The organism is Rhizobium sp. Root482 (assembly GCF_001426565.1).
Lineage (GTDB): Bacteria > Pseudomonadota > Alphaproteobacteria > Rhizobiales > Rhizobiaceae > Pararhizobium.
This window is the reverse complement of record NZ_LMFA01000012.1, coordinates 476,890-497,508: the sequence shown is the minus strand read 5'-3', so window position 1 is coordinate 497,508 and position 20,619 is coordinate 476,890. Positions and strand designations below refer to the sequence as shown.

Below are 20,619 nucleotides of genomic sequence, written 5' to 3'. Positions count from 1 at the left end.
GGTTGGCCGCACCCCCCGGAGCGGCCAATCCTTTGCCATCACATGATATCCGTCGCCGCGATCTGGATGCCGAAGCCTTCGAGGCCGACATAGTGGCGTTCGCGTGACGAGATCAGCCGGATCGAGGTGATGCCGAGATCCTTGAGAATCTGCGCGCCGAGCCCGATTTCCAGCCATTCGCTTTCGCGCTGCTGCGCCTCGTCATGGTCTTCCTTGTCATGCTTGCCGGTGCGGGCGGTCTTCGATACGCCGACGCCGACCGAGCCCTCGCGTAGATAGACGATGACGCCGCGGCCCTCTTCGCCCATGCGCTTCATGATCGCGTCGAGCTGGCAGTCCTTGCCGAACACATCGGTCGCGACATTTTCGAGATGCAGGCGCACCGGAATATCGATGCCGTCGCGGATATCGCCGAAGACGACCGCCAGGTGCTGCATCGGGTCCCAGGGCAGGGAATAGCTGTGGCCCTTCGCCTTGCCGTAGGGCGTGTCGATGTCGAAGCTAGAGCCGAGTTCGATCAGTGTTTCCTTGCGCTGGCGATAGGCGATGAGGTCGGCGACGGAGACCTGCTTCAGGCCATGGGTCTCTGCAAAATCCACCACCTGCGGGCCACGCATGACGCTGCCATTGTCGTTGACCAGTTCGCAGATGACGCCGATCGGCGGCAGGCTGGCAAGCCGGCAGAGGTCGACGGCGGCTTCCGTATGGCCGGACCGCATCAGCACGCCGCCCTCGCGCGCCACCAGCGGGAAGATATGGCCGGGGCGGACGAAATCCGCGGGTCCGACATTCGGATTGGCAAGATTGCGCACCGTCAGCGTCCGGTCGTCGGCGGAAATGCCTGTGGTCGTGCCGTGCTTGAAATCGACGGTGACGGTGAACGCCGTCGTATGGGCGCTGTCGTTTTCCGCCACCATGGCATTGAGGTTCAGCCGCTTGGCCTCTTCCTTGGGCATCGGCGCGCAGACGATGCCGGATGTGTGGCGGACGATAAAGGCCATCTTTTCCGGCGTGCAGTGGACGGCGGCGACGATCAGGTCGCCCTCGTTCTCGCGGCCGTCGTCATCGGTGACGACGACGATCTCGCCGGCCTCGAAGGCCCGGATGGCATCGGCGACGCGCTTCTGGTCAAAGGGCATGGGATATTCCTTGCAGGTTCAAATGAGCAGGTTCGGGCGGCCGATCATTTCAGGCGGCCCGTCATTTCAGTCGGCCCGTCTGGCCGCGATCGCGCAGGTAGTGATCGGCAATGGTGCAGGCAAGCATGGCCTCGCCGATCGGCACGGCGCGGATGCCGACGCAAGGGTCGTGGCGGCCCTTGGTACGCACATCGACATTGTTGCCATCGCTGTCGATCGACTGGCGCTGCGTGAGGATCGAGGAGGTCGGCTTGATCGCGAAGCGGGCGATCACCGGCTGCCCCGTGGAAATGCCGCCCAGAATGCCGCCGGCATGGTTGGATAGGAAGATCGGATTGCCGTCATTGCCCATGCGCATCTCGTCGGCATTTTCCTCGCCGGTGATTTCGGCGGCGCCGAAACCGTTGCCGATCTCCACGCCCTTGACGGCATTGATCGACATCAGGTTGGCGGCGATGTCCTGGTCGAGCTTGGCATAGATCGGCGCGCCGATGCCGGCGGGTACGCCCTCGGCGATCACCTCGACGACGGCGCCGACCGAGGAGCCGGCCTTGCGGATGCCGTCGAGATAGTCTTCCCAGACGGGAACCATTTCAGGGTCTGGACAGAAGAACGGATTGTTGCCGGTCTCGTTCCAGTCCCAGTTTGCACGGTTGATCTTGTGCTTGCCGATCTGCACCAGCGCGCCGCGCACGAGAAGCCCCGGCACCACCTTGCGGGCAAGGCCGCCGGCCGCAACCCGGGCCGCCGTCTCGCGGGCCGAGGAACGGCCGCCGCCGCGATAGTCGCGGATGCCGTATTTGAGGTCATAGGTGTAGTCGGCATGGCCCGGGCGATAGCTTTTGGCGATCTCGGAATAGTCCTTGGAGCGCTGGTCGGTGTTCTCGATCATCATCGAGACCGGGGTGCCGGTGGTCACCATCGTCTCGCCATCGGCATCCATCATCACGCCGGACAGCACCTTGACCAGATCGTCCTCGCGGCGCTGGGTGACGAACCGCGACTGGCCGGGCTTGCGCCGGTCGAGCCAGGCCTGCAATTCGGAAAGCGTGAAGCGGATGCCGGGAGGGCAGCCATCGACGACGCAGCCGAGCGCCACCCCGTGGCTTTCGCCCCATGTGGTGACGCGGAAAAGATGACCGAACGTGTTATGCGACATTTATCAGGCAACCGGAAAGAAGAAGCGGTGCCCGCCAGATGACGGGCGCCTTCATTTGGCGCAGACTCATAATGGAAAATGCCGGAAAGGGAAAAGCCTTTCTGGACGAAAGACGCGATTTGACCGGCGGTGCCGCTCCGGCCCTCAGGAAGCGAGCCTGATGGCCTCGTCACTGGCGAAGGCGACGAATTTATCGAAGCTCAATGGCCGGGCGAAGGCATAGCCCTGAAGCAGGTCGCAGCCGAGCAGCCCCAGCATTTCGGCATGGTCCATGGTCTCCACGCCCTCCGCCACCGTTTCGATACCCAGCGATCGGCCGATTTCGATGATCGAGCGGATCAGTGCCTGCTCGCGGCGCGATTTGAGGATCGGCGCGACCAGCTGGCGGTCGATCTTCAGCCGCTTCGGCTTGATCTTCAACAGGCTGACAATCGACGTATGGCCGGTGCCGAAATCGTCGATCTCTATGTCGATGCCGAGTTTCTTGATGCCTTCGATATTGGCGGTGACGATGTCGTCGCTCTCGTCGAGGAAGATGGATTCCACCAGCTCAAAGGAAAGCTGGCCGGGCTTGAAGCTCAATCCCTGCAGCGAATTTAGCAACATATCGTCGGCAAGCCGCTTGGCCGAGACATTGACGGAAATTTTCGGCACTTCGATGCCGGCGGCCGCCCAGCGCATCGCGTCGATCAGCGCCCGGTCGAGCACGATGCGGTCGAGCGTTGCCACGACATTCAGTTCCTCGGCGATGCCGAGGAATTTGTCGGGGGTGAGCACGCCGTCGCGCGGATGGTTCCAGCGGATCAACGCCTCGACGCCGGTCAGTTGCAGCGTGCCGGCGGAGAATTGCGGCTGGTACCAGGCGGTGAACTGGTTCTTCTCGATGCCTTCGAGGATCTCGTCGGCGATCCGCTTGGTGGTGACGATCTCGGCCTGTAGCGCCTCGGTGAAGAATTCGTGGCGGTTGCGGCCGTTCTCCTTGGCTCGATAGAGCGCGATATCGGCATTGACCAGCAACTGGCGCTCTTCGAGCTCGAACTCGCCCGCAACCGCGATGCCGATGCTGACGCCGAAGCGGCAGGGAAAGCCGTTGTAGTCCACCGGCTGGCGCATCTCAGCGATGATCCGCCGGGAGAGGTCGCTCAGGAAATCCTTGTCGGGCGGGTCGGCGATCAAGGCGACGAATTCATCACCGCCGATGCGGGCCACCATGTCGCCGGGCCGCACATTGGAGCTGAGGATTCTCGACGCATGTACCAGCATCGCGTCGCCTGCGGCATGGCCGAGTGTGTCGTTGATCTGCTTGAAGCGGTCGAGGTCGATATGCAGGATGGCGATATTGCGCAGGCCCCCCTTGCGCGCGGCCGACAGCGCCTCCAGCTCGGTATCGAGCATGCGGCGATTGCCGAGCCCGGTCAGTGGATCGTGCAGCGCATTGTGCTCGATGCGGTCCTTGGCCTCGGCCAGTTCGGCATTTCTCTCGTCGGCCACCGCCTTGGCGGTCCGCAACTGCTCGGTCATCAGCACGTCATCGGTGACATCCCAGCTGAGGCCGGTGATCTTCGCCTTGCCGTCGGAGCCCGCATGGGTGGTGCCGACATTGCGCACATGACGGACACTGCCATCGGGCGCCAGGACGCGATATTGCGAACGATAGTCCTGGCCCTCGTCCAGCGCCTTGAAAAGGGTAAGCGCGGCGTCCGTCAGGTCGTCGGGATGGAGGGTTCGCTGCCATTCGGCATAGCCCGGTTCGCCGGCACCCGGCGGCAGGCTGTGCAGATGGTACATTCGCTCGTCCCAGGACCGTTCCTGCGTGTCTAGGTCGATTTCCCAGATGCCGATCCTCGAAGATTCCAGCGCCAGGTCCAGCCGGTGCGACACGGTCCGAAGCTCGCGTTCGCGTGCCCTGAGGGCGGCCATGTTGCGCTGGCGTTCGTTGACCAGGCCCCCGGTGAGGAAAATGGGAAGGACAACGATGGCGGCGGCGGCAAGGATCATCAGGTCGATCCAGCTGTCATTGGCCGGTTCCTGCTCCCAGCCTCCCGCTGGCAGCGCCGCCAGTTCCCAGGTGCCGCCGGGCAGGCGGAGCTGTCGCACGACCGCCGGCTTCTCGAAAATGTCCGTATCGCCGAAAAAGGCGTCCTGGATATTGTTATCGACCGAGGCATCGCGGATCGCCAGGTGGATATCCACATGCCGATGGCCGTTCTCGGCTCCGGTTTCGGGCAGGCCCGCTTCGGTCAACCGCGCATTCCGGTAGAGTTCCTTCTCGTCGACGACCGCCTCCATAAAACCCCAGAAGGCAACGGCGCCGCCAAGGCGGGTGAAGACAGGTGTAAACAGGGTGAAACCGGTCCGGCCGCTCGGCAGGCGAACCGGGCCGGCAATGACAGGCCTGGCCTTCGACTGAGCCCGGTCGACGGCGATCCTTGAGGAGCCGAATTTCTTGAAGTCGGTGCCGATCATCCGTTCGTTGCCCGCAAGCGGATAGGTCATGGCGATGACCGCGTCCGGGGCGGCGCTGATGCGCAGCATCTGCGGATTCTGGAGAAGCAGCTTGGAGGCCAGCTGGTCGAAAAGCGCGCCGGGCATGTGGGGATCGACGGCAATCGTGTTGGCGAAGACGCGAAGGGCCGAGATATTGCTGTTGATCTCGCTCTGCAGCCGGGTCGAGATGAGGTTGAGCTCGCTCTCGACATTGCTCTTCAATTCGCCGCGGAAGTTCTCGCGGTGCTGCTGCTTGAACAGGTAGCCGCCGGAAAGGACCACGGCGGCCGCGACGAAGGCCGGCAATAGCGATGGCTTCGCCAGGGCGGCGATGGCCCGGGCGCGGCGAAGAATTCTCGTACTTTTAGCCAATGGTCATGCGCCCCATACTCCCCGTTTTAACGGTAACGCCGGAGTCTTAAGATTGGCTTTAGAGTTTGTTCCTGCTAGGGAAATGGCTTTCAGCCACGGGACCTGTCGAGGAGGCGGGGCAAGCGGCCAAAATAATGGAACGATAAATCGGCTAAACTTTTAAAAGTCACGGCAGCGGGCGATTTTTGCCACATTCGGGGGTCAAACAATGAGCATCAGGAAATTGAATGAAGTCGGGAAGAGGGCAAGAAAGATGCGTTTCGTCGTTGCTGCATTGATGGCCGCCGCAGGCTTCTTCTCACCCCTTTCGGTCTTTGCCGAAAGTGCCGATGTCGAGGCGGTCATCACCGGCGTCGATACCGACAAGCTCAGCCTCTCGCTCGACGATGGCAAGAACTACCAGGCGCCCGAGGAGTTCAATTTCGACGGCCTCCAGGAAGGCGTCAAGGTTCTGGTCTTCTATACCGAGGTGGATGGCAAGCGCGTCATCAACGATTTGGAAATCGTCCAGTAGGTTCCGCTCATCACCCTGTCAGGGTCCGGATTCACAGCCAGCCGATCGTTCGGTCTTCGATCTTCAGGATGCGGTCCTGGGGAATGGCGCCGAGCGCTGCTTCCTCGGCATCCATCGCGCCGAGAAGCTTGAACAGCGTGCGGATGACGCCGCCATGGCTGACGCAGACGGTCGGTCGGTTGACGTCCGCCAGCCAGGCACCGATCCGCCAGGAGAGGATTTCGTAGCTTTCGGCATCGGCGCCAGGCGGGATGAAATCCCATTTCGACAATTCGCGCTCCGCCACCCGCTCGGGCATTTCCATCTGGAGTTCGGCCAGCGTGTAGCCCTCCCAGTCCCCGAAGGAAACCTCCTTCAGCCGCTCGTCGATCCGGTAGCGGGCCGGCGCAAGCCCCATGGCGCCGCGCAGCAGTTCCATGGTCTCGCGGGTTCGGTGGAGAGGACTTGAGACGAAATCGAAATCCCGGTCCGGATCGTCGCCGACAAGGCGTGCGAGCGCGCGGCCATTGCCGCTCGCCTGCGTCCTGCCGGTGTCGTTGAGCGGAATGTCTTTCTGGCCCTGCAGGCGAATCTGGGCATTCCAGTCGGTCTGTCCGTGGCGGATCATGTAGATGGTCACGGGAAGAACTCCGGGGCAGGGGCCATGGGGCCCGAGGCTGGGAGCCGGGATGCGCGCCTTCGCGGCACCCCGGAATTCATGCGGAACGATCAGTCCTTGACGACGGCGATATCGGGCGCATCGACGGCCTTCATGCCGACGACATGATAGCCGCTATCGGCGTGATGGACCTCGCCGGTCACCGAACGCGAAAGGTCCGACAGCATGTAGAGGCCGACATCGCCGACTTCCTCGATGGTGACGGTGCGGCGCAGCGGCGCGTTATATTCGTTCCATTTGAGGATATAGCGGAAATCGCCGATGCCGGAGGCGGCAAGCGTCTTGATCGGGCCGGCGGAAATGGCATTGACGCGGATGTTCTTCGGGCCGAGATCGACCGCCAGATATTTGACGCTGGCCTCGAGCGCCGCCTTGGCGACACCCATGACATTGTAGTTCGGCATCACCTTCTCGGCGCCGTAATAGGTCATGGTCAGCATAGAGCCGCCGTCGGTCATCAGCTTCTCGGCGCGTCTTGCAACGGCGGTGAAGGAATAGACCGAGATCTGCATGGTCATCGCGAAATTCGCCGCCGTCGTATCGACATAGCGGCCGGTCAATTCGTCCTTGTCGGAAAAGCCGATGGCGTGGACGATGAAGTCGATCTTGCCCCAGATCTTTTCCAGATGGTCGAACACGGCATCGATGGTGGTCTCGTCGGTGACGTCGCAATGGCCGGCGAGCACGGCGCCCAGTTCGTTGGCCAAAGGCTCGACGCGCTTCTTCAGCGCCTCGCCCTGGTAGGTGAAGGCGAGTTCGCCGCCCTGCGCGTGGATTGCCTTGGCAATGCCCCAGGCGATCGACCGGTTGTTTGCCACGCCCATGATAAGGCCGCGTTTGCCGTTCATCAGGCCGGATGCTTGCGACATTTTATGCCCCCAATATTGCCCATCTTTCCGATGGCGACGGCCGACCGGAAAGACCGCATATGTTGTACCTGCGGAACCCTCGCGCCCTTGCGGTCGCGTCGGTCCTGTTTTTTCGAGCACTGGCTATGGCATAGCCGCCATTGTGGTTCAAGCGCACGGCGGATCAGGAACTGTTAGTCCCCGTAATATTGGGTCAGCGCCGCACGGGGCGGTGGCCACCGGCAATGTAGCGAATGTCTACAGGAAAAGCCCGCCGCGCAGGCTGCGCATGAGATCGGTGACCTTTTCATCCGGTGTTTCCCACAGCATCAGCCGCAGTTCCACGAGGATGTCGCCGCGCTTGCCCTCCGCCGTCGGCAGGCCCTGGCCTTCGAGGCGAATGACCTGGTCGGAGCTCGACCAGGCTGGCACGGTAACAGGGACGGCACCGGTCAATGTCTCCACCGTCGTCTCGCAGCCCAGCACGGCATCCTGGATATTGACCGGCAGCGTCGTGCGCAGATCATGACCATCGGTGCGGAAACGGCCGTCCTGGGCGATGCGCACGGTCACGACGACATCGCCGCGCAGCATGCCGTTGAGGATATAACCCTGCTCCTTGAGGCGCACGACGCTGCCGTCGGTCGTGCCTGCCGGCAGGCTCACTTTCAATATCTGGCCATCCGGCAAGGTGGCCGTCGCCTTTTCGCGCCGGAAGATGTCTTCGACGGAAACCAGAACCTCGCAGAAGATGTCAGGCACTTTGTCGGGTGTCTTTTCGGGCGTCCGGCCGGTGCGACCGCGGATGCGCCGCACGATCGCCGAAACCAGTTCGGCGGCGGGTGCTGCGGCGCGCGGAAAGGCAAAGGGCGCCGGCTTTTCGGCGATGTCGGCTTTTTCCTCCAGTTTGGCCTCGGGTGCGTCTGCGGCGTCAGCCGCGGGCTTGGCCTCCGGCCGTGCCTCGGCCGCCGGGCTGGCCGGCTTTGCCGCCGCCGGGCGCGGGGGCGCGGATGGCTTTGCGCGGCCATCGGCGCCGAACAGGCGGGAAATCATCTCCTCGGCCGTTTCCGGATCGACGGTCTCCTCCTCGGTTCTGGCGCTCTTGCGCTTCATCTCTTCCATGCGGCGCAATTCGGCCTCGCGGCGGGCATGGTCGTAGCGGTTGCGCAGCTTCGGGTTTTTCAGCACTTCATAGGCGCGGCCCACTTCGGCGAAGCGGGCGGTGGCAAGCGGATCGTCCCTGTTCTGGTCGGGATGCACGGCCTTGGCAATATTGCGCCAGGCGGCCTTGATTTCGTCCGGCTGGGCATTGCGTCTGACGCCGAGAACTGAATAGGGGTCGCGCATCGATCACCGTTCATGATGGCGAGCGCCGCACTCGCGGTTCGCTCCGGCCGTTGAATCACGGGAAAGACCAGCCCCAAACGGCCGTTTTCCTCTTTGGCGATGATGGGAAGCCGGTGCTTAAATAAGGGTTAGTCGCAGGTCCGGAACAGCCATTGATCAGCCTTTGAAGCCGGCTCCGGGCCGACTTTGCCGAAATGTGGTTAATGGCCGGTATGGTCGGCGGCCTAGCTGCGCCGCCCGAAACTGGTCAGCACCCAGTCGCCATTGCCAAGCTGGCAGGCATTGCCATCGAACTGGGCGATGCCCTGATAGGAATGGCGCGTCGTGGTGAAGCGGCGGCAGGGCACGCCGTTCACCTGTTCCTCGGATATGCTGCCGATGACGCCGGCGCTGCCCGAGCGCGCATTGGCCCAGGGAATGGGATTTGTCGGCACGGTGGCGAGATCGGCGGAGGTCACCGCATTGCGGATGGTGGCTGCATCGGGGTTCTCGCCATCCACGGCACGCGGAATGGAGCCGGTGGCAAGCGATTTGTCGATATCGGCCGAAGCGGCAAGGTCGAGGCCGGCGCCCATGCAGCCGGTCAGCATCAGCGCGGCCAGACACAGGAATGTCGCACCCGTCATCCGGGATAAGGCCTTTGTGTCATCGATCCACTTTGCTATGTCTTGCAATGGCATACCTGTCAGACTCGAAAGAGCGGCTTGACGCCCGGCGCGGGCGGTTCAGGCAAGCTCTGACATTTTGCAGCGTCGGCCGATCAACCGGGCTGCTTTTGCGCCACTCATGACGGCAACGGAACACAATATGACCGAATCTGGGTTAACAACTGGTGACTTCACGCAGGAGAACGAGCCTTTCTCGCTCTTCGGCAAATGGCTGGAGGAAGCGCAGGCGACGGAGCTCAACGATCCCAATGCCTTGGCGCTTGCCACGGTGGACAGCGACGGTCTCCCGGACGTGCGCATGGTGCTTCTGAAGGGCTTCGATCCGAAGGGCTTCGTCTTCTACACCAATTTCGAAAGCCGAAAGGGTGAGGAGATCCTTTCCAGCATGAAGGCTGCCATGTGCTTTCACTGGAAGACCCTGCGCCGCCAGGTGCGGATCCGCGGGCCGGTGGAGATCGTCAGCAATTCGGAGGCCGACGCCTACTACAAGAGCCGCCCGCGCGGCAGCCGCATCGGCGCCTGGGCCTCGAAACAGTCGCGGCCGCTGGAAAGCCGGTTCGCGTTGGAGAAGTCGGTCGCCGAATATACCGCCCGCTACGCCATCGGCGACATTCCCCGTCCGGATTACTGGTCCGGTTTCCGCATCCGCCCGACCTCGATCGAATTCTGGAAGGATGGCGCCTTCCGGCTGCACGACCGCATCCTGTTCACCCGCGACGACCCGCAGGGCGACTGGAGCAAGGACAGGCTCTACCCCTGACCGGACCCGGCTAACCGCGCCCCATCAACCGGAACGGAATGCCCGATGCCAGCGCGCCGACATGGCCGGGCTTCTGGAAATGGCCATTGAGCGAAATGCGTGGGAGGGCGGCCCTGTCGCAATCACCAGCAAGCGTTCCCGGGTCGGTGGTCACCGCGACGGTAAATCCGAGCGCCCTGGCCAATTGCCGGTCTCTCAGCGAGACGGAAGCCCGGTCGCCATAGGGATAGGCAAGCGACACCGGCCGGCTGCCGGTAATCGCTTCGATCCGTGCCGCCGAGCGCTCCATTTCCGCCCGCGCCGTCTCGTCGGTCAGGCGTGCCACGGCCCGGTGGCTGATCGTATGGGCGCCGAGGCTCGCCAACGGGTTTTCAACAAGCCGCTTCAATCCGCGCTCGTCGAGCGTCAATTCGTCCGTGATGGCGGCGGCATCGATGCCATGACGGAGAGCGAGATCGTTCAAGCGGGCAATGGCAATTGCCTCGTCGGCTCTGTGGATGAAGGTCGCCACCCGTTCGAAAACGGCCTGCTTCTGGCTCACGGTGGCACTCTGCAGAGTCTCGATGCCGGTGCCGAAATCGAAGGACAGGCTCGCCTGTTTCTCCAGCAGATCGGCCAAAGTCTCCCACCAGAGCGTGTGGGTGCGGTCGATGAAGCCGCCGGCGACGAACACGGTGAAAGGCACGCCGTGACGGCTGAAGACCGGCGCTGCATGCTCGAGATTGTTGCGGTAGCCGTCGTCGAGGGTAAACAGGGCAACCGGCTGACGGTCATCGGAGGCGAGGTGGGCGGGCAAGGCATCGAGCGCGATGAACCGGTAGCCGTCACGCTTCAGCCGCAGGATCGCCGCGTCGAGAAAATCGGGCGTGATCTCCAGATGGGCGTTGGGATCGAACAGCCGCGGTTTTTTCGGTCGCACATGATGAAGCGTGAAGATGGCGCCGCGTCCGCGCGCAGCCCCCATCATGCCGGCTGCCTGCAGTCCCCGCGCGGCAAGAAGGCCGCCGGTGATGGCCGCGCGTTTGGCAAGTGGTTTCAGCCTGGCTTTCATGACGGGTCCCGCAACTGGCCGGCCTGTCGAAAGGGTGCCGGTTCGGGCACTTTATCCACGGCTGCTTAACGCGGGTTGAATCGCAGCCGTGTGTGCGGACAGGGAAAAGGCGGACCGCTGTTGCGATCCGCCTCCTGCGTTATCTGCTGTCTGTCCGGTCAGGAAACGATATAGACGCCGTCGACATCGTCTCTCTGTCGGCCACCAAGTGCCGCTCCAACGCCGGCGATGAAAGCGCCGATCAGCAGTGAGAGAGCGGCAAGGAGGGCGAATGTGGCGCTGGCCTTGCGGGCCGTGTCGGCTGCCTCCTTGGCTGCAACCTTGGCATCCTCGATGCTCTTCAGCACTTCATCGACACGCGCCGTTGCATCGGCATCCGACAGGCCGGTGCGGGCGGCGACGACCTGACCGAGATAGGTGCGATCGGCCTCGGACATTTCGCCGCTGGTGGCGCTGTTGAGCAGGATGCGCGAAACCTCGCCGGCTGTGTCGCCGGCTTCGGCGGCCGCCGGAGCGGCCCGCGGATCAGCCGGGCGCAGCAGCGAATCGACGAAATAGGAGGTCGCATTGCCGGCCTCGTCGGACGTCGCGGCGGCGGCGCCCGCCGTTGTCGCACCCGCGGCAATCGTTGCCGTGGCCTGCGCGCCGGCGCCGATCGTGGAGGAAACCACCGAGCCGAGCGAGCCGGCGACGATCAGCGTTGCAAGCGCCCAGGCAAGCACGCCATGGGCCGTGTCGCGAAAGAAGACCTCGTCGGTGTGGACGCCGGTCCATTTGGTGCGCAGGCGGCCGGTCATATATCCGCCGAGACCCGACGAGATCCATTGGACGATCACCAGCCAGATGGCCGTCGAGACGGCAAAGGTCGTCAGCGATACGCCTTCGCTCGACCAGGGTGAAACCATGGTGAGGCCGAAGCCGGAACCGAGCAGGGTGAGGAGAAGCGTGGCGGCGGCTGCCGCGACCGCCCCGGCGATGATGGCCGCCCAGCTGACGGCGGAACCGGAAGCTTCCGTCGTGGTGATGGCTGGCGCCGTTGAGACTGGTATCGTCATCGCGCCACCTATCGGAAGAAGAGCGCGAGAAGAATGATAATGGGGATCGGAACCCCCAGCAGCCAGAGCAGAATTCCACGTCCCATAATCTCTCTCCTTGCGTTTAACCGACCGCGTTTTCAAGCAGTTATGCGATCTGATGCGGAAACGCCGATCAGGCATCTTTGTTCCGTTGCTCCTGCCGGAGGCACGGCGACGCTTTTGAGAGGAGGAGATCGGGCAAGGCGAGGGGAAAAGGTCGAGACCCGCGCATGAAGCCGCTCGCAAGGGCAGGGCGGCAACCGCGCAACAGAGTGCGGAATGGTAATGGGCTTGCCCGGCCTGATCTGTCAGGCGGGCAAGCCGGCGCAGCCCTTCATGGCTTGCGCGCCGGCATTGCGCCGAGCCTTACGGATGGGTCAGGCCTGGGTGCCGCCGACCGTCATGTCGTTCATGCGTAGATGCGGCTGGCCGACGCCGACCGGCACCCACTGGCCGCCCTTGCCGCAATTGCCCATGCCGGTGTCGAGCTTCATGTCGTTGCCGATCATGGTGATGCGTTGCATCGCGTCGGGGCCGTTGCCGATCAGCATGGCGCCCTTGACCGGCGCGCCGATCTTGCCGTTTTCGATCAGATAGGCTTCCGTGCAGCCGAAGACGAATTTGCCGGAGGTGATATCCACCTGGCCGCCGCCAAATGAAACGGCATAGATACCTTTCTTCACCGAGGCGATGATCTCGTCCGGCGTCCGGGTTCCGGCCAGCATATAGGTATTGGTCATGCGCGGCATCGGCACATGCGCATAGGATTGGCGCCTGCCATTGCCGGTTGCCGTCATGCCCATCAGCCGGGCGTTCTGGCGGTCCTGCATGTAGCCGACCAGCTTGCCGTCGTCGATCAGCACATTATAGGCAGACGGCGTGCCCTCGTCGTCGATGGTCAGCGATCCGCGCCGCGATTCGATCGTGCCGTCATCGACGACCGTGACGCCCTTGGCGGCGACTTGCTGTCCGAGCAGGCCTGCGAAGGCGGAGGTCTTCTTGCGGTTGAAATCGCCCTCGAGCCCATGCCCCACCGCCTCGTGCAGCATCACGCCGGGCCAGCCGGAGGAAAGCACCACATCCATGGTGCCGGCCGGCGCGTCGATGGCTTCGAGATTGACGAGTGCCTGGCGCAGCGCCTCGTCGGCACCGCCTTGCCAATTGTCAATGGCGATGAAATCACCGAAGCCGCGCCGGCCGCCGACGCCGTAGGAGCCGGATTCCTGCCGGTCGCCCTCGCCGACGACGACGGAGATGTTCAGCCGCGTCATCGGCCGGATATCGTGCATGCGCTCGCCATCGGCGCGCAGGATGTCCACAACCTGCCAGCTGGCGGCGATCGAGGCGGAGACCTGGCGCACCTTTGCATCCTTGCCGCGCAGATAGGCGTCGATCTCCTGCAGCAGCGAGACCTTTGCCTCGAAACTCGGCTCGCCGATCGGGTTCTCGTCGCCATAGAGCTTGCGGTTGGTGCGCTGCGGCGCCGCCGCATAGGTTCCGGAAAAGCCGCGGGTAACGGCGCCAACGGCATCGGCGGCGCGCTTCAGGGCGGAAAGCGAAAGATCGCCGGCATGGGCATAACCGACCGCTTCGCCGGCAACGGCGCGCAGGCCGAACCCCTGGTCGGTGTTGAAGCTGCCGCCCTTCAGGCGGCCATTGTCAAAGGACAGCGATTCCGACTGGCTATGCTCGATGAACAACTCGCCGTCGTCGGCGCCTGAGAGGGACTGCGCCAGCACGTCACGCACGGCGGCCTCGTCGCTATCGAACAATGTGAGGAGATCGGTGTTCATGGCGACGGCTCCGGACGCTGGGGAATGTGGTGCTTATGTAGGGTCAGGTGCAGGTAGGGGCAAGCGGAGATATAAGCCTATGGCGGAGAACGTCACTCACTCTCCTCGTTCCGGCTGACATGCAGGGAGCCGTCTGCTTCCTCTTCTCCCCAGCGGGGAGAAGGTGGCGCAAAGCGTCGGATGAGGGGAGGCAGCCTCCGTTTAACTCCGGCTTTGCCGAAGGCCCCTCATCGCCTCGCTAGGCCCGGCTCTTCTCCCCACGGGGGAGAAGAGAAAAACCAATTACGGCAGCGCGTCATAGCCCGGACCGAACCCCTTGAGGTCGACGGGGATGCCGATGCCTTCTTCCGGAGACTGGAAGACGATGAAGGTCGCGGTGGCGCCGTTGCGGAAGGTCTTGAGCAGTTCTTCCTCCAGCACCACCTCGGCATAGCAGCCGTCGGAGAAGCAGCGCACGAAATAGGCGCGGCCGATATCCTTGCCATCGACATTGAGGCCGAGCCCGTTGGGCAACAGCACGCCGAGCGGCGCCAGCACGCGCAATATCTTTGCCTTGCGGTCGGCGGTCTTCAAGACGACCACCGAAAGACCGACCTCCGGCCGGTCCTCGGCGATGACGTTCTGCATCAGCGCGCATTGCTCGCCGGAAGCACCTGCCGGCTGGTCGCAGACGATCGACCAGGCGCCGTGGTTGGATTTCACCGTGCCCGGGGTCCCCGGCTGCTGAGCGCCCGGCTGTGGCGTTCCGGTCTGCTGCTGGGCGAAAGCCGTGGGACACATGAGAGCGGCAGCAAGTCCGAGAGCCGCGAACGGCAGCCGGGAAAGGAGGGGCAGGCCCATGTAAACCTCAAACGTAAGAATCAGTCGGCTATTCTTGAAGCGCGGGCGCGCAAATGAAAAGCCCTGCCGGGGTACATTCCAGCCGGGTGTGGCGGAAATGGGGCTCTTGGCGGGTGCCGGCAGCCGCAAACAGGGCGTTCCCCATTGTTGCGAGCCATCCACGATGGCGCCGGCTGCCACGGATATGCTATAGCTCGGCACTGACGGGACGGTGGGATCGGGTCCGGGACAATTGCCGCAAATGCCCGCCGCGACGGACGGCCTGTGTGAAAAGACCGGTTTGCGCAAAAATGCCGCATGGGCTCCGCGGCTCAGATGTTGCGGCGTCGGTCAAACTGTGGTTTGAAGCGCTTCAGTATCGCAGGGATTCTGCGTTTTGGTTTGATGTAGATCAAACGCCAGGGAGATATTATTGTGAAAAACAAAGCTTATGCAGTTTTGGCGTCGATTGCCTCTCTGCTTTTTGCTTCGAGCGCTTTTGCCGACCAGCCGGTTGCTTGGCAGACCAATTTTCAGCCGGCTGCCACCGGAATCATGGAAGAAATTACCTGGTTCGAACATTATACGCTCTGGTTCATCATACCGATCACCCTGTTCGTTCTCTTCCTTCTGGTCTACATCGTGGTCAAATTCCGCGAGAAGGTGAACCCGGTTCCCTCCAAGACCAGCCACAACACGGCGATCGAGATCGTCTGGACGCTCGGTCCGGTGCTCGTTCTTCTTTTCCTGGCCATTCCGTCCTTCCAGCTTCTGACCGCGCAGCTGACGCCGCCGCAGAATCCGGACCTGACGTTGAAGGCGACCGGCAACCAGTGGTACTGGTCCTATGAATATGAAGTCGGCGAAAACCCGCTGTCCTTCGATAGCCTTCTCCTGAAGGACGAGGATCGCGCAGCGCTCGGCAAGGACGACAGGGCCGCCTATCCGCGCCTCCTGGCCGTCGACAACGAAGTCGTCGTCCCGGTCGGCAAGACCGTCCGGCTTCTCGTCACCGCTTCCGACGTGATCCATGCCTACGCCATGCCGGCCTTCGGCGTGAAGATCGACGCCGTTCCCGGCCGCCTCAACGAAACCTGGTTCAAGGCGGACCGTGAAGGCCTCTATTATGGCCAGTGTTCCGAGCTTTGCGGCAAGGATCATGCCTATATGCCGATCGCCGTCCGCGTGGTCAGCCAGGAGAAATACGATACCTGGCTTGCCGCCGCCGCCACCAATGTGGGCGACGCGAACAAGGCGCTCATGGCTTCCATCGACGGCGCGGCGAAGGCCGTCGACGTCGCTGAAAACGCCGCACAGTAATTCTAGGGGGAATTGACCCATGGCCGGAACATCCGCTCAACACGATCACCTTCATGACCACGCCCAGGATCACGGGCATGACCATGATCATGCCCACAAGCCCTTGTCCTTCTTCCAGCGCTGGTTCCTGTCGACCAACCACAAGGATATCGGTACGCTCTACCTGATCTTCGCGATCTTCGCGGGCATCATCGGCGGCACCTTGTCGGTGTTCATGCGCGCCGAACTCCAGGAGCCCGGCATCCAGATCTTCCACGGTCTGGCGCAGATGGTCTACGGCTTCGAGGGCGATGCTGCCATCGACGGCGGCAAGCACATGTTCAACGTGTTCACCACCGCGCATGCGCTGATCATGATCTTCTTCATGGTCATGCCTGCCATGATCGGCGGTTTTGCCAACTGGATGGTGCCGATCATGATCGGCGCGCCGGACATGGCGTTCCCGCGCATGAACAATATCTCCTTCTGGCTGATCATCCCGGCCTTCCTGCTCGTGCTGCTTTCGATGTTCGTCGAAGGTCCGGCCGGCGGCTACGGGTCGGGAGGTGGATGGACGATCTATCCGCCATTCTCGACGTCGGGACAGCCCGGGCCAGCGATGGACATGGTCATTCTTGGCCTGCATATCGCCGGCGCCTCGTCGATCCTCGGCGCGATCAACTTCATCACCACCATCCTCAACATGCGCGCTCCCGGCATGACCATGCACAAGATGCCGCTGTTCGCTTGGTCGGTGCTGATCACCGCCTTCCTGCTTCTGCTCTCGCTGCCGGTGCTTGCAGGCGGCATCACCATGCTGCTGACCGACCGCAATTTCGGCACGGCCTTCTTCGCGCCTGAAGGCGGCGGCGACCCGATCCTGTTCCAGCACCTGTTCTGGTTCTTCGGTCACCCGGAAGTCTACATCCTCATCCTGCCCGGCTTCGGCATGGTCAGCCATATCGTTTCCACCTTCTCGAGAAAGCCGATCTTCGGTTATCTCGGCATGGCCTACGCCATGGTGGCGATCGGCGCCGTCGGCTTCATCGTCTGGGCGCACCACATGTACACGGTCGGCATGTCGCTCGACACGCAGCGTTACTTCGTCTTCGCGACGATGGTCATCGCGGTTCCGACGGGCGTGAAGATCTTCTCCTGGATCGCGACGATGTGGGGCGGTTCGATCCGCTTCACCACGCCGATGATCTGGGCGATCGGCTTCATCTTCCTGTTCACCGTCGGCGGCGTCACCGGCGTCCAGCTTGCCAATGCCGGCCTCGACCGTTCGCTGCACGACACCTATTACGTGGTTGCCCATTTCCACTACGTGCTGTCGCTCGGCGCCGTCTTCGCGATCTTCGCCGGCTGGTACTACTGGTTCCCGAAGATGACCGGCTACATGTACAACGAGTTTATCGGAAAGCTGCATTTCTGGGTGATGTTCATCGGCGTCAACCTGATCTTCTTCCCGCAGCATTTCCTCGGACTTGCCGGCATGCCGCGCCGCTATATCGACTATCCGGATGCCTATGCCGGCTGGAACATGGTGTCGTCCTACGGCTCTTATATGTCCGCCTTCGCGGTGCTGATCTTCCTCTACGGCGTCTTCGAAGCCTTCTCCAAGAAGCGCATCGCCGGCGACAATCCGTGGGGCGAGGGTGCCAATACGCTGGAATGGCAGCTGTCGTCGCCGCCGCCGTTCCACCAGTGGGAACAGCTGCCGCGTATCAAGTAAGACTTTGAGGCTGGGGTCGCCGGAAACGGCGGCTCCCTGAAAAATGGTACGCGATACCACGGAGCAGAAGGTTCGTTGGGCACGCCCAGCAACCCCACCCTCCGTCATCCTCGGGCTTGACCCGAGGATGTGGCATGGATCCTCGGGTCAAGCCCGAGGATGACGAGTGAGAGGGAGGCCGCAGGCCGCCCCTTTCGGATGATAGAGTGGACACGATATGACGGTCATCGACAATCACGAAGCAATCGGCAGCGAAGGCGCGGTTCGCCTTTCGGAGGCCACTGCGCGCGATTTCTTTGAGCTCCTGAAGCCGCGCGTCATGTCGCTGGTGGTCTTCACGGCGCTTGCCGGCATGGTCATGGCGCCCGGCCATATCCATCCCGTCATCGGCTTCATCGCCATTCTCTGTATCGCCGTCGGCGCCGGTGCTTCCGGTGCCCTCAATATGTGGTACGACGCCGATATCGACGCGGTGATGACCCGCACCGCCAGCCGGCCGATCCCGGCGGGCAAGATCCTGCCTGGGGAGGCGCTCGCCTTCGGCCTGACGCTGTCGGCCTTTTCCGTCTGCATCCTCGGCGTCGTCGTCAACTGGCTGTCGGCCGGGCTGCTCGCCTTCACCATCTTCTTCTACGCCGTCATCTATACGATCTGGCTGAAGCGCTCGACGCCGCAGAACATCGTCATCGGCGGCGCTGCCGGCGCCTTTCCGCCGATGATCGGCTGGGCCGCCGTTACCGGCGGCGTGTCGGTCGAGAGCATCGTCCTCTTCCTCATCACCTTCCTGTGGACGCCGCCGCATTTCTGGGCGCTGGCCCTGTTCAAGATGCGCGACTATGGCGCCGTCGGCGTGCCGATGATGCCGAATGTCTGCGGCGAGGCGGTCACAAAGACCCAGATCGTCATCTATGCGGTCCTGACCGCCATCATCGGCGTGGTGCCGACGGCACTCGGCTTTGCCAGCACCGTCTACGGCGTCTTCGCAGCCGTGCTCGGCCTCATCTTCATCTGGTATTCGCTGGGCGTCCACCGCATGCCTGAGGGCGACGCCAGGATGCTGCCGGCCAAGAAACTCTTTGCCTTCTCGATCCTTTATCTCTTCGCGATCTTCTCCGCGCTGATGATCGATCACCTGGTTGCCACCCTGTGGCTCGCTGCCGGAAAGGCCGTCTGATGGAACTCCTCACGCTCACGCCCGCCCAGAAGAAATCGCGTCGCGGTCGCAATATCGCGCTCGGTGTCGTGCTGTTCGGCCTCGTCGTCGCCTTCTATGTCGTCACGCTGGTCAAGTTCAGCAACGGCATGGTCCAATAGGAGCGCGCGGTCATGACGGAAACGAACCAGGGAACGCAGAAGAGGCCGGTGCAGGGCAAGGAACGGGCAAACGGCGTCATCGTCGCCTCCTGCGTCGCCTTCGTCTTTGCCATGGTCGGCATGTCCTATGCGGCCGTTCCGCTCTACGACATGTTTTGCCGGGTAACCGGCTATAACGGCACGACGAAACGGGTCGAGCAGGCCTCCGAGGTCATCCTCGACAAGACCATCAAGGTGACCTTCGATGCCAATATGGCCTCCGACCTGCCGTGGGATTTCAAGCCGGTGGATCGCGATATCGAGTTGAAGATCGGCGAGACGGTGCAGGTGGCGTTCAAGGCGAAGAACCTTGCATCCACGCCGACCACCGGACAGGCGGTGTTCAACGTCACGCCGATGGCGGCCGGTGCCTATTTCAACAAGGTGGAGTGCTTCTGCTTTACCGAGACGACGCTCAAGCCGGGCGAAGAAATGGAGATGCCGGTGGTGTTCTTCATCGATCCGGAAATCGTCAAGGCGGTCGAGACGAAGAATATCGGCACCATCACCTTGTCCTATACCTTCTACGCCCACGAACCCTCCAAGCCGGTGGCGGCCTTGACCGCCGATCCGGCCGGGACTGACAGTAAACTTTGACAGATCACCGTTTTCGGCTAAGCCGGAGGCGACGACAGGAAAGACTTATCGGGGATATTTGCCATGGCCGATGCGCACCAGAAAAACCACGACTACCACATCATCGACCCCAGCCCCTGGCCGCTTCTGGCCTCGATCGGCGCGTTCGTCATGGCCTTTGGCGGCATCGGCTATATGCGCTATCTCTCCGGCGGCTCGTTCAGCCTGTTCGGGATGGACTGGGCAAACCCCTGGCTGTTCTTCGGCGGCCTCGCGATCGTGCTCTACACGATGTACGGCTGGTGGGCGGACACGATCAAGGAAGCGCATGAGGGGCATCACACCCGCGTCGTGTCGCTGCATCTGCGCTACGGCATGATCATGTTCATCGCCTCCGAGGTGATGTTCTTTGTCGCCTGGTTCTGGGTCTATTTCGATGCCAGCCTGTTTCCGGGCGAGGCCATCCAGGCAGCGCGCAACACCTTTACGGGTGGGCAATGGCCGCCGGTCGGCATCGAGGTTCTCGATCCCTGGCACCTGCCGCTTTATAACACCGTCATCCTGCTCCTGTCCGGCACCACGGTCACCTGGGCGCATCACGCATTGCTGCATAACGACCGCAAGGGCCTGATCAACGGCCTGACGCTGACCGTCCTGCTCGGCATGCTGTTCTCCTTCGTGCAGGCCTATGAATATATCCATGCGCCCTTTGCCTTCAAGGATTCCATCTATGGTGCCACCTTCTTCATGGCGACCGGCTTCCATGGCTTCCACGTGCTGGTCGGCACCATCTTCCTTTTGGTCTGCCTGCTGCGGGCCCTGAAGGGCGATTTTACGCCGAAACAGCATTTCGGCTTCGAAGCCGCTGCTTGGTACTGGCACTTCGTCGATGTGGTCTGGCTGTTCCTGTTCTTCTCGATCTATATCTGGGGCAGCTGGGGCGCACCGATCGCTCACGGTTGATC

19 protein-coding genes are annotated in these 20,619 nt (G+C 62.6%); 8 read left to right on the top strand and 11 right to left on the bottom strand.

Features of this window, described 5'->3' with window-relative positions; genetic code table 11:
• Window positions 1–38: 38 nt before the first annotated feature.
• From ribB to ASD31_RS10390, 3 genes are all read right to left on the bottom strand, one after another.
• Window positions 39–1,139, bottom strand: coding sequence for a 3,4-dihydroxy-2-butanone-4-phosphate synthase (ribB, locus tag ASD31_RS10400; protein ID WP_056332513.1), 1,101 nt, complete (start codon window positions 1,137–1,139; stop codon window positions 39–41).
• A 61-nt stretch (window positions 1,140–1,200) separates the two neighbouring features.
• On the bottom strand, window positions 1,201–2,298 hold the full coding sequence (aroC, locus tag ASD31_RS10395; RefSeq protein ID WP_056332509.1) for a chorismate synthase: 1,098 nt from the start codon (window positions 2,296–2,298) through the stop codon (window positions 1,201–1,203).
• 144 nt (window positions 2,299–2,442) lie between these two features.
• Complete coding sequence (locus ASD31_RS10390) at window positions 2,443–5,157, bottom strand: EAL domain-containing protein (protein ID WP_082520504.1); 2,715 nt, start codon at window positions 5,155–5,157, stop codon at window positions 2,443–2,445.
• A gap of 253 nt (window positions 5,158–5,410) precedes the next feature.
• On the opposite strand from ASD31_RS10390, the gene ASD31_RS10385 reads away from it, so the two are divergent.
• Window positions 5,411–5,671, top strand: a complete 261-nt coding sequence (locus ASD31_RS10385; protein WP_056332503.1) for a DUF1344 domain-containing protein — start codon at window positions 5,411–5,413, stop codon at window positions 5,669–5,671.
• A 31-nt stretch (window positions 5,672–5,702) separates the two neighbouring features.
• Here ASD31_RS10385 and ASD31_RS10380 read toward each other — a convergent pair whose 3' ends face one another.
• The 4 genes from ASD31_RS10380 to ASD31_RS10365 form a co-directional block, all read right to left on the bottom strand.
• Window positions 5,703–6,290, bottom strand: coding sequence for a histidine phosphatase family protein (locus ASD31_RS10380; RefSeq protein ID WP_056332501.1), 588 nt, complete (start codon window positions 6,288–6,290; stop codon window positions 5,703–5,705).
• Window positions 6,291–6,379: 89 nt separating this feature from the next.
• On the bottom strand, window positions 6,380–7,198 hold the full coding sequence (gene fabI, locus ASD31_RS10375) for an enoyl-ACP reductase FabI (protein WP_056332499.1): 819 nt from the start codon (window positions 7,196–7,198) through the stop codon (window positions 6,380–6,382).
• A 237-nt stretch (window positions 7,199–7,435) separates the two neighbouring features.
• A complete protein-coding gene (locus ASD31_RS10370; protein ID WP_056332497.1) occupies window positions 7,436–8,524 on the bottom strand; it encodes a DnaJ C-terminal domain-containing protein in 1,089 nt (362 codons plus the stop codon).
• Window positions 8,525–8,748: 224 nt separating this feature from the next.
• Window positions 8,749–9,150, bottom strand: a complete 402-nt coding sequence (locus tag ASD31_RS10365) for an RT0821/Lpp0805 family surface protein (protein WP_244483808.1) — start codon at window positions 9,148–9,150, stop codon at window positions 8,749–8,751.
• Between the two features lie 181 nt (window positions 9,151–9,331).
• Here ASD31_RS10365 and pdxH point away from each other — a divergent pair, with 181 nt between their 5' ends.
• A complete protein-coding gene (pdxH, locus tag ASD31_RS10360; protein ID WP_056332495.1) occupies window positions 9,332–9,952 on the top strand; it encodes a pyridoxamine 5'-phosphate oxidase in 621 nt (206 codons plus the stop codon).
• Window positions 9,953–9,962: 10 nt separating this feature from the next.
• On the opposite strand, the gene ASD31_RS10355 is transcribed toward pdxH, so the two are convergent.
• The 4 genes from ASD31_RS10355 to ASD31_RS10340 all read right to left on the bottom strand — a co-directional run bounded on the left by ASD31_RS10355 (window position 9,963) and on the right by ASD31_RS10340 (window position 14,712).
• Window positions 9,963–11,003 carry a polysaccharide deacetylase family protein gene (locus tag ASD31_RS10355; RefSeq protein ID WP_056332489.1) on the bottom strand — a complete coding sequence of 347 codons (1,041 nt, stop codon included), beginning with the start codon at window positions 11,001–11,003 and terminating at the stop codon, window positions 9,963–9,965.
• A 158-nt stretch (window positions 11,004–11,161) separates the two neighbouring features.
• Window positions 11,162–12,058, bottom strand: a complete 897-nt coding sequence (locus ASD31_RS10350) for a hypothetical protein (protein ID WP_056332487.1) — start codon at window positions 12,056–12,058, stop codon at window positions 11,162–11,164.
• A gap of 398 nt (window positions 12,059–12,456) precedes the next feature.
• A complete protein-coding gene (gene tldD, locus ASD31_RS10345; RefSeq protein ID WP_056332486.1) occupies window positions 12,457–13,872 on the bottom strand; it encodes a metalloprotease TldD in 1,416 nt (471 codons plus the stop codon).
• A gap of 282 nt (window positions 13,873–14,154) precedes the next feature.
• Entirely contained in the window at window positions 14,155–14,712 is a 558-nt protein-coding gene (locus ASD31_RS10340; protein WP_056332484.1) for an invasion associated locus B family protein, read from the bottom strand.
• Window positions 14,713–15,126: 414 nt separating this feature from the next.
• Here ASD31_RS10340 and coxB point away from each other — a divergent pair, with 414 nt between their 5' ends.
• The 6 genes from coxB to ASD31_RS10310 all read left to right on the top strand — a co-directional run bounded on the left by coxB (window position 15,127) and on the right by ASD31_RS10310 (window position 20,617).
• Window positions 15,127–16,011 (top strand): cytochrome c oxidase subunit II, encoded by an 885-nt coding sequence (gene coxB / locus ASD31_RS10335; protein WP_056332482.1) that lies wholly within the window; start codon window positions 15,127–15,129, stop codon window positions 16,009–16,011.
• A gap of 19 nt (window positions 16,012–16,030) precedes the next feature.
• Window positions 16,031–17,725: a cytochrome c oxidase subunit I gene (gene ctaD / locus ASD31_RS10330; protein WP_056332480.1), complete on the top strand. Its 1,695-nt coding sequence runs from the start codon at window positions 16,031–16,033 to the stop codon at window positions 17,723–17,725.
• A gap of 217 nt (window positions 17,726–17,942) precedes the next feature.
• A complete protein-coding gene (locus tag ASD31_RS10325) occupies window positions 17,943–18,899 on the top strand; it encodes a heme o synthase (RefSeq protein ID WP_056332477.1) in 957 nt (318 codons plus the stop codon).
• The gene (locus ASD31_RS26330) at window positions 18,899–19,039 is read left to right on the top strand and encodes a hypothetical protein (protein ID WP_056332475.1); all 141 of its coding nucleotides are present in this window, start codon (window positions 18,899–18,901) and stop codon (window positions 19,037–19,039) included. Before ASD31_RS10325 ends, ASD31_RS26330 begins: the two co-directional genes overlap by 1 nt.
• Before the next feature lie 12 nt (window positions 19,040–19,051).
• Entirely contained in the window at window positions 19,052–19,675 is a 624-nt protein-coding gene (locus tag ASD31_RS10315; protein ID WP_056332471.1) for a cytochrome c oxidase assembly protein, read from the top strand.
• A 63-nt stretch (window positions 19,676–19,738) separates the two neighbouring features.
• Complete coding sequence (locus ASD31_RS10310; protein ID WP_056332470.1) at window positions 19,739–20,617, top strand: cytochrome c oxidase subunit 3; 879 nt, start codon at window positions 19,739–19,741, stop codon at window positions 20,615–20,617.
• Window positions 20,618–20,619: the final 2 nt, after the last annotated feature.

Excerpts from the sequence above, each read along its gene's own strand:
- ribB (WP_056332513.1), bottom strand. The coding sequence starts at position 1,139 with ATGCCCTTTGACCAGAAGCGCGTCGCCGATGCCATCCGGGCCTTCGAG.
- aroC (WP_056332509.1), bottom strand. The coding sequence starts at position 2,298 with ATGTCGCATAACACGTTCGGTCATCTTTTCCGCGTCACCACATGGGGC.
- ASD31_RS10385 (WP_056332503.1), top strand. The coding sequence starts at position 5,411 with ATGCGTTTCGTCGTTGCTGCATTGATGGCCGCCGCAGGCTTCTTCTCA.
- fabI (WP_056332499.1), bottom strand. The coding sequence starts at position 7,198 with ATGTCGCAAGCATCCGGCCTGATGAACGGCAAACGCGGCCTTATCATG.
- ASD31_RS10370 (WP_056332497.1), bottom strand. The coding sequence starts at position 8,524 with ATGCGCGACCCCTATTCAGTTCTCGGCGTCAGACGCAATGCCCAGCCG.
- ASD31_RS10365 (WP_244483808.1), bottom strand. The coding sequence starts at position 9,150 with ATGACGGGTGCGACATTCCTGTGTCTGGCCGCGCTGATGCTGACCGGC.
- pdxH (WP_056332495.1), top strand. The coding sequence starts at position 9,332 with ATGACCGAATCTGGGTTAACAACTGGTGACTTCACGCAGGAGAACGAG.
- ASD31_RS10355 (WP_056332489.1), bottom strand. The coding sequence starts at position 11,003 with ATGAAAGCCAGGCTGAAACCACTTGCCAAACGCGCGGCCATCACCGGC.
- ASD31_RS10350 (WP_056332487.1), bottom strand. The coding sequence starts at position 12,058 with ATGACGATACCAGTCTCAACGGCGCCAGCCATCACCACGACGGAAGCT.
- tldD (WP_056332486.1), bottom strand. The coding sequence starts at position 13,872 with ATGAACACCGATCTCCTCACATTGTTCGATAGCGACGAGGCCGCCGTG.
- ASD31_RS10340 (WP_056332484.1), bottom strand. The coding sequence starts at position 14,712 with ATGGGCCTGCCCCTCCTTTCCCGGCTGCCGTTCGCGGCTCTCGGACTT.
- ctaD (WP_056332480.1), top strand. The coding sequence starts at position 16,031 with ATGGCCGGAACATCCGCTCAACACGATCACCTTCATGACCACGCCCAG.
- ASD31_RS10325 (WP_056332477.1), top strand. The coding sequence starts at position 17,943 with ATGACGGTCATCGACAATCACGAAGCAATCGGCAGCGAAGGCGCGGTT.
- ASD31_RS26330 (WP_056332475.1), top strand. The coding sequence starts at position 18,899 with ATGGAACTCCTCACGCTCACGCCCGCCCAGAAGAAATCGCGTCGCGGT.
- ASD31_RS10315 (WP_056332471.1), top strand. The coding sequence starts at position 19,052 with ATGACGGAAACGAACCAGGGAACGCAGAAGAGGCCGGTGCAGGGCAAG.
- ASD31_RS10310 (WP_056332470.1), top strand. The coding sequence starts at position 19,739 with ATGGCCGATGCGCACCAGAAAAACCACGACTACCACATCATCGACCCC.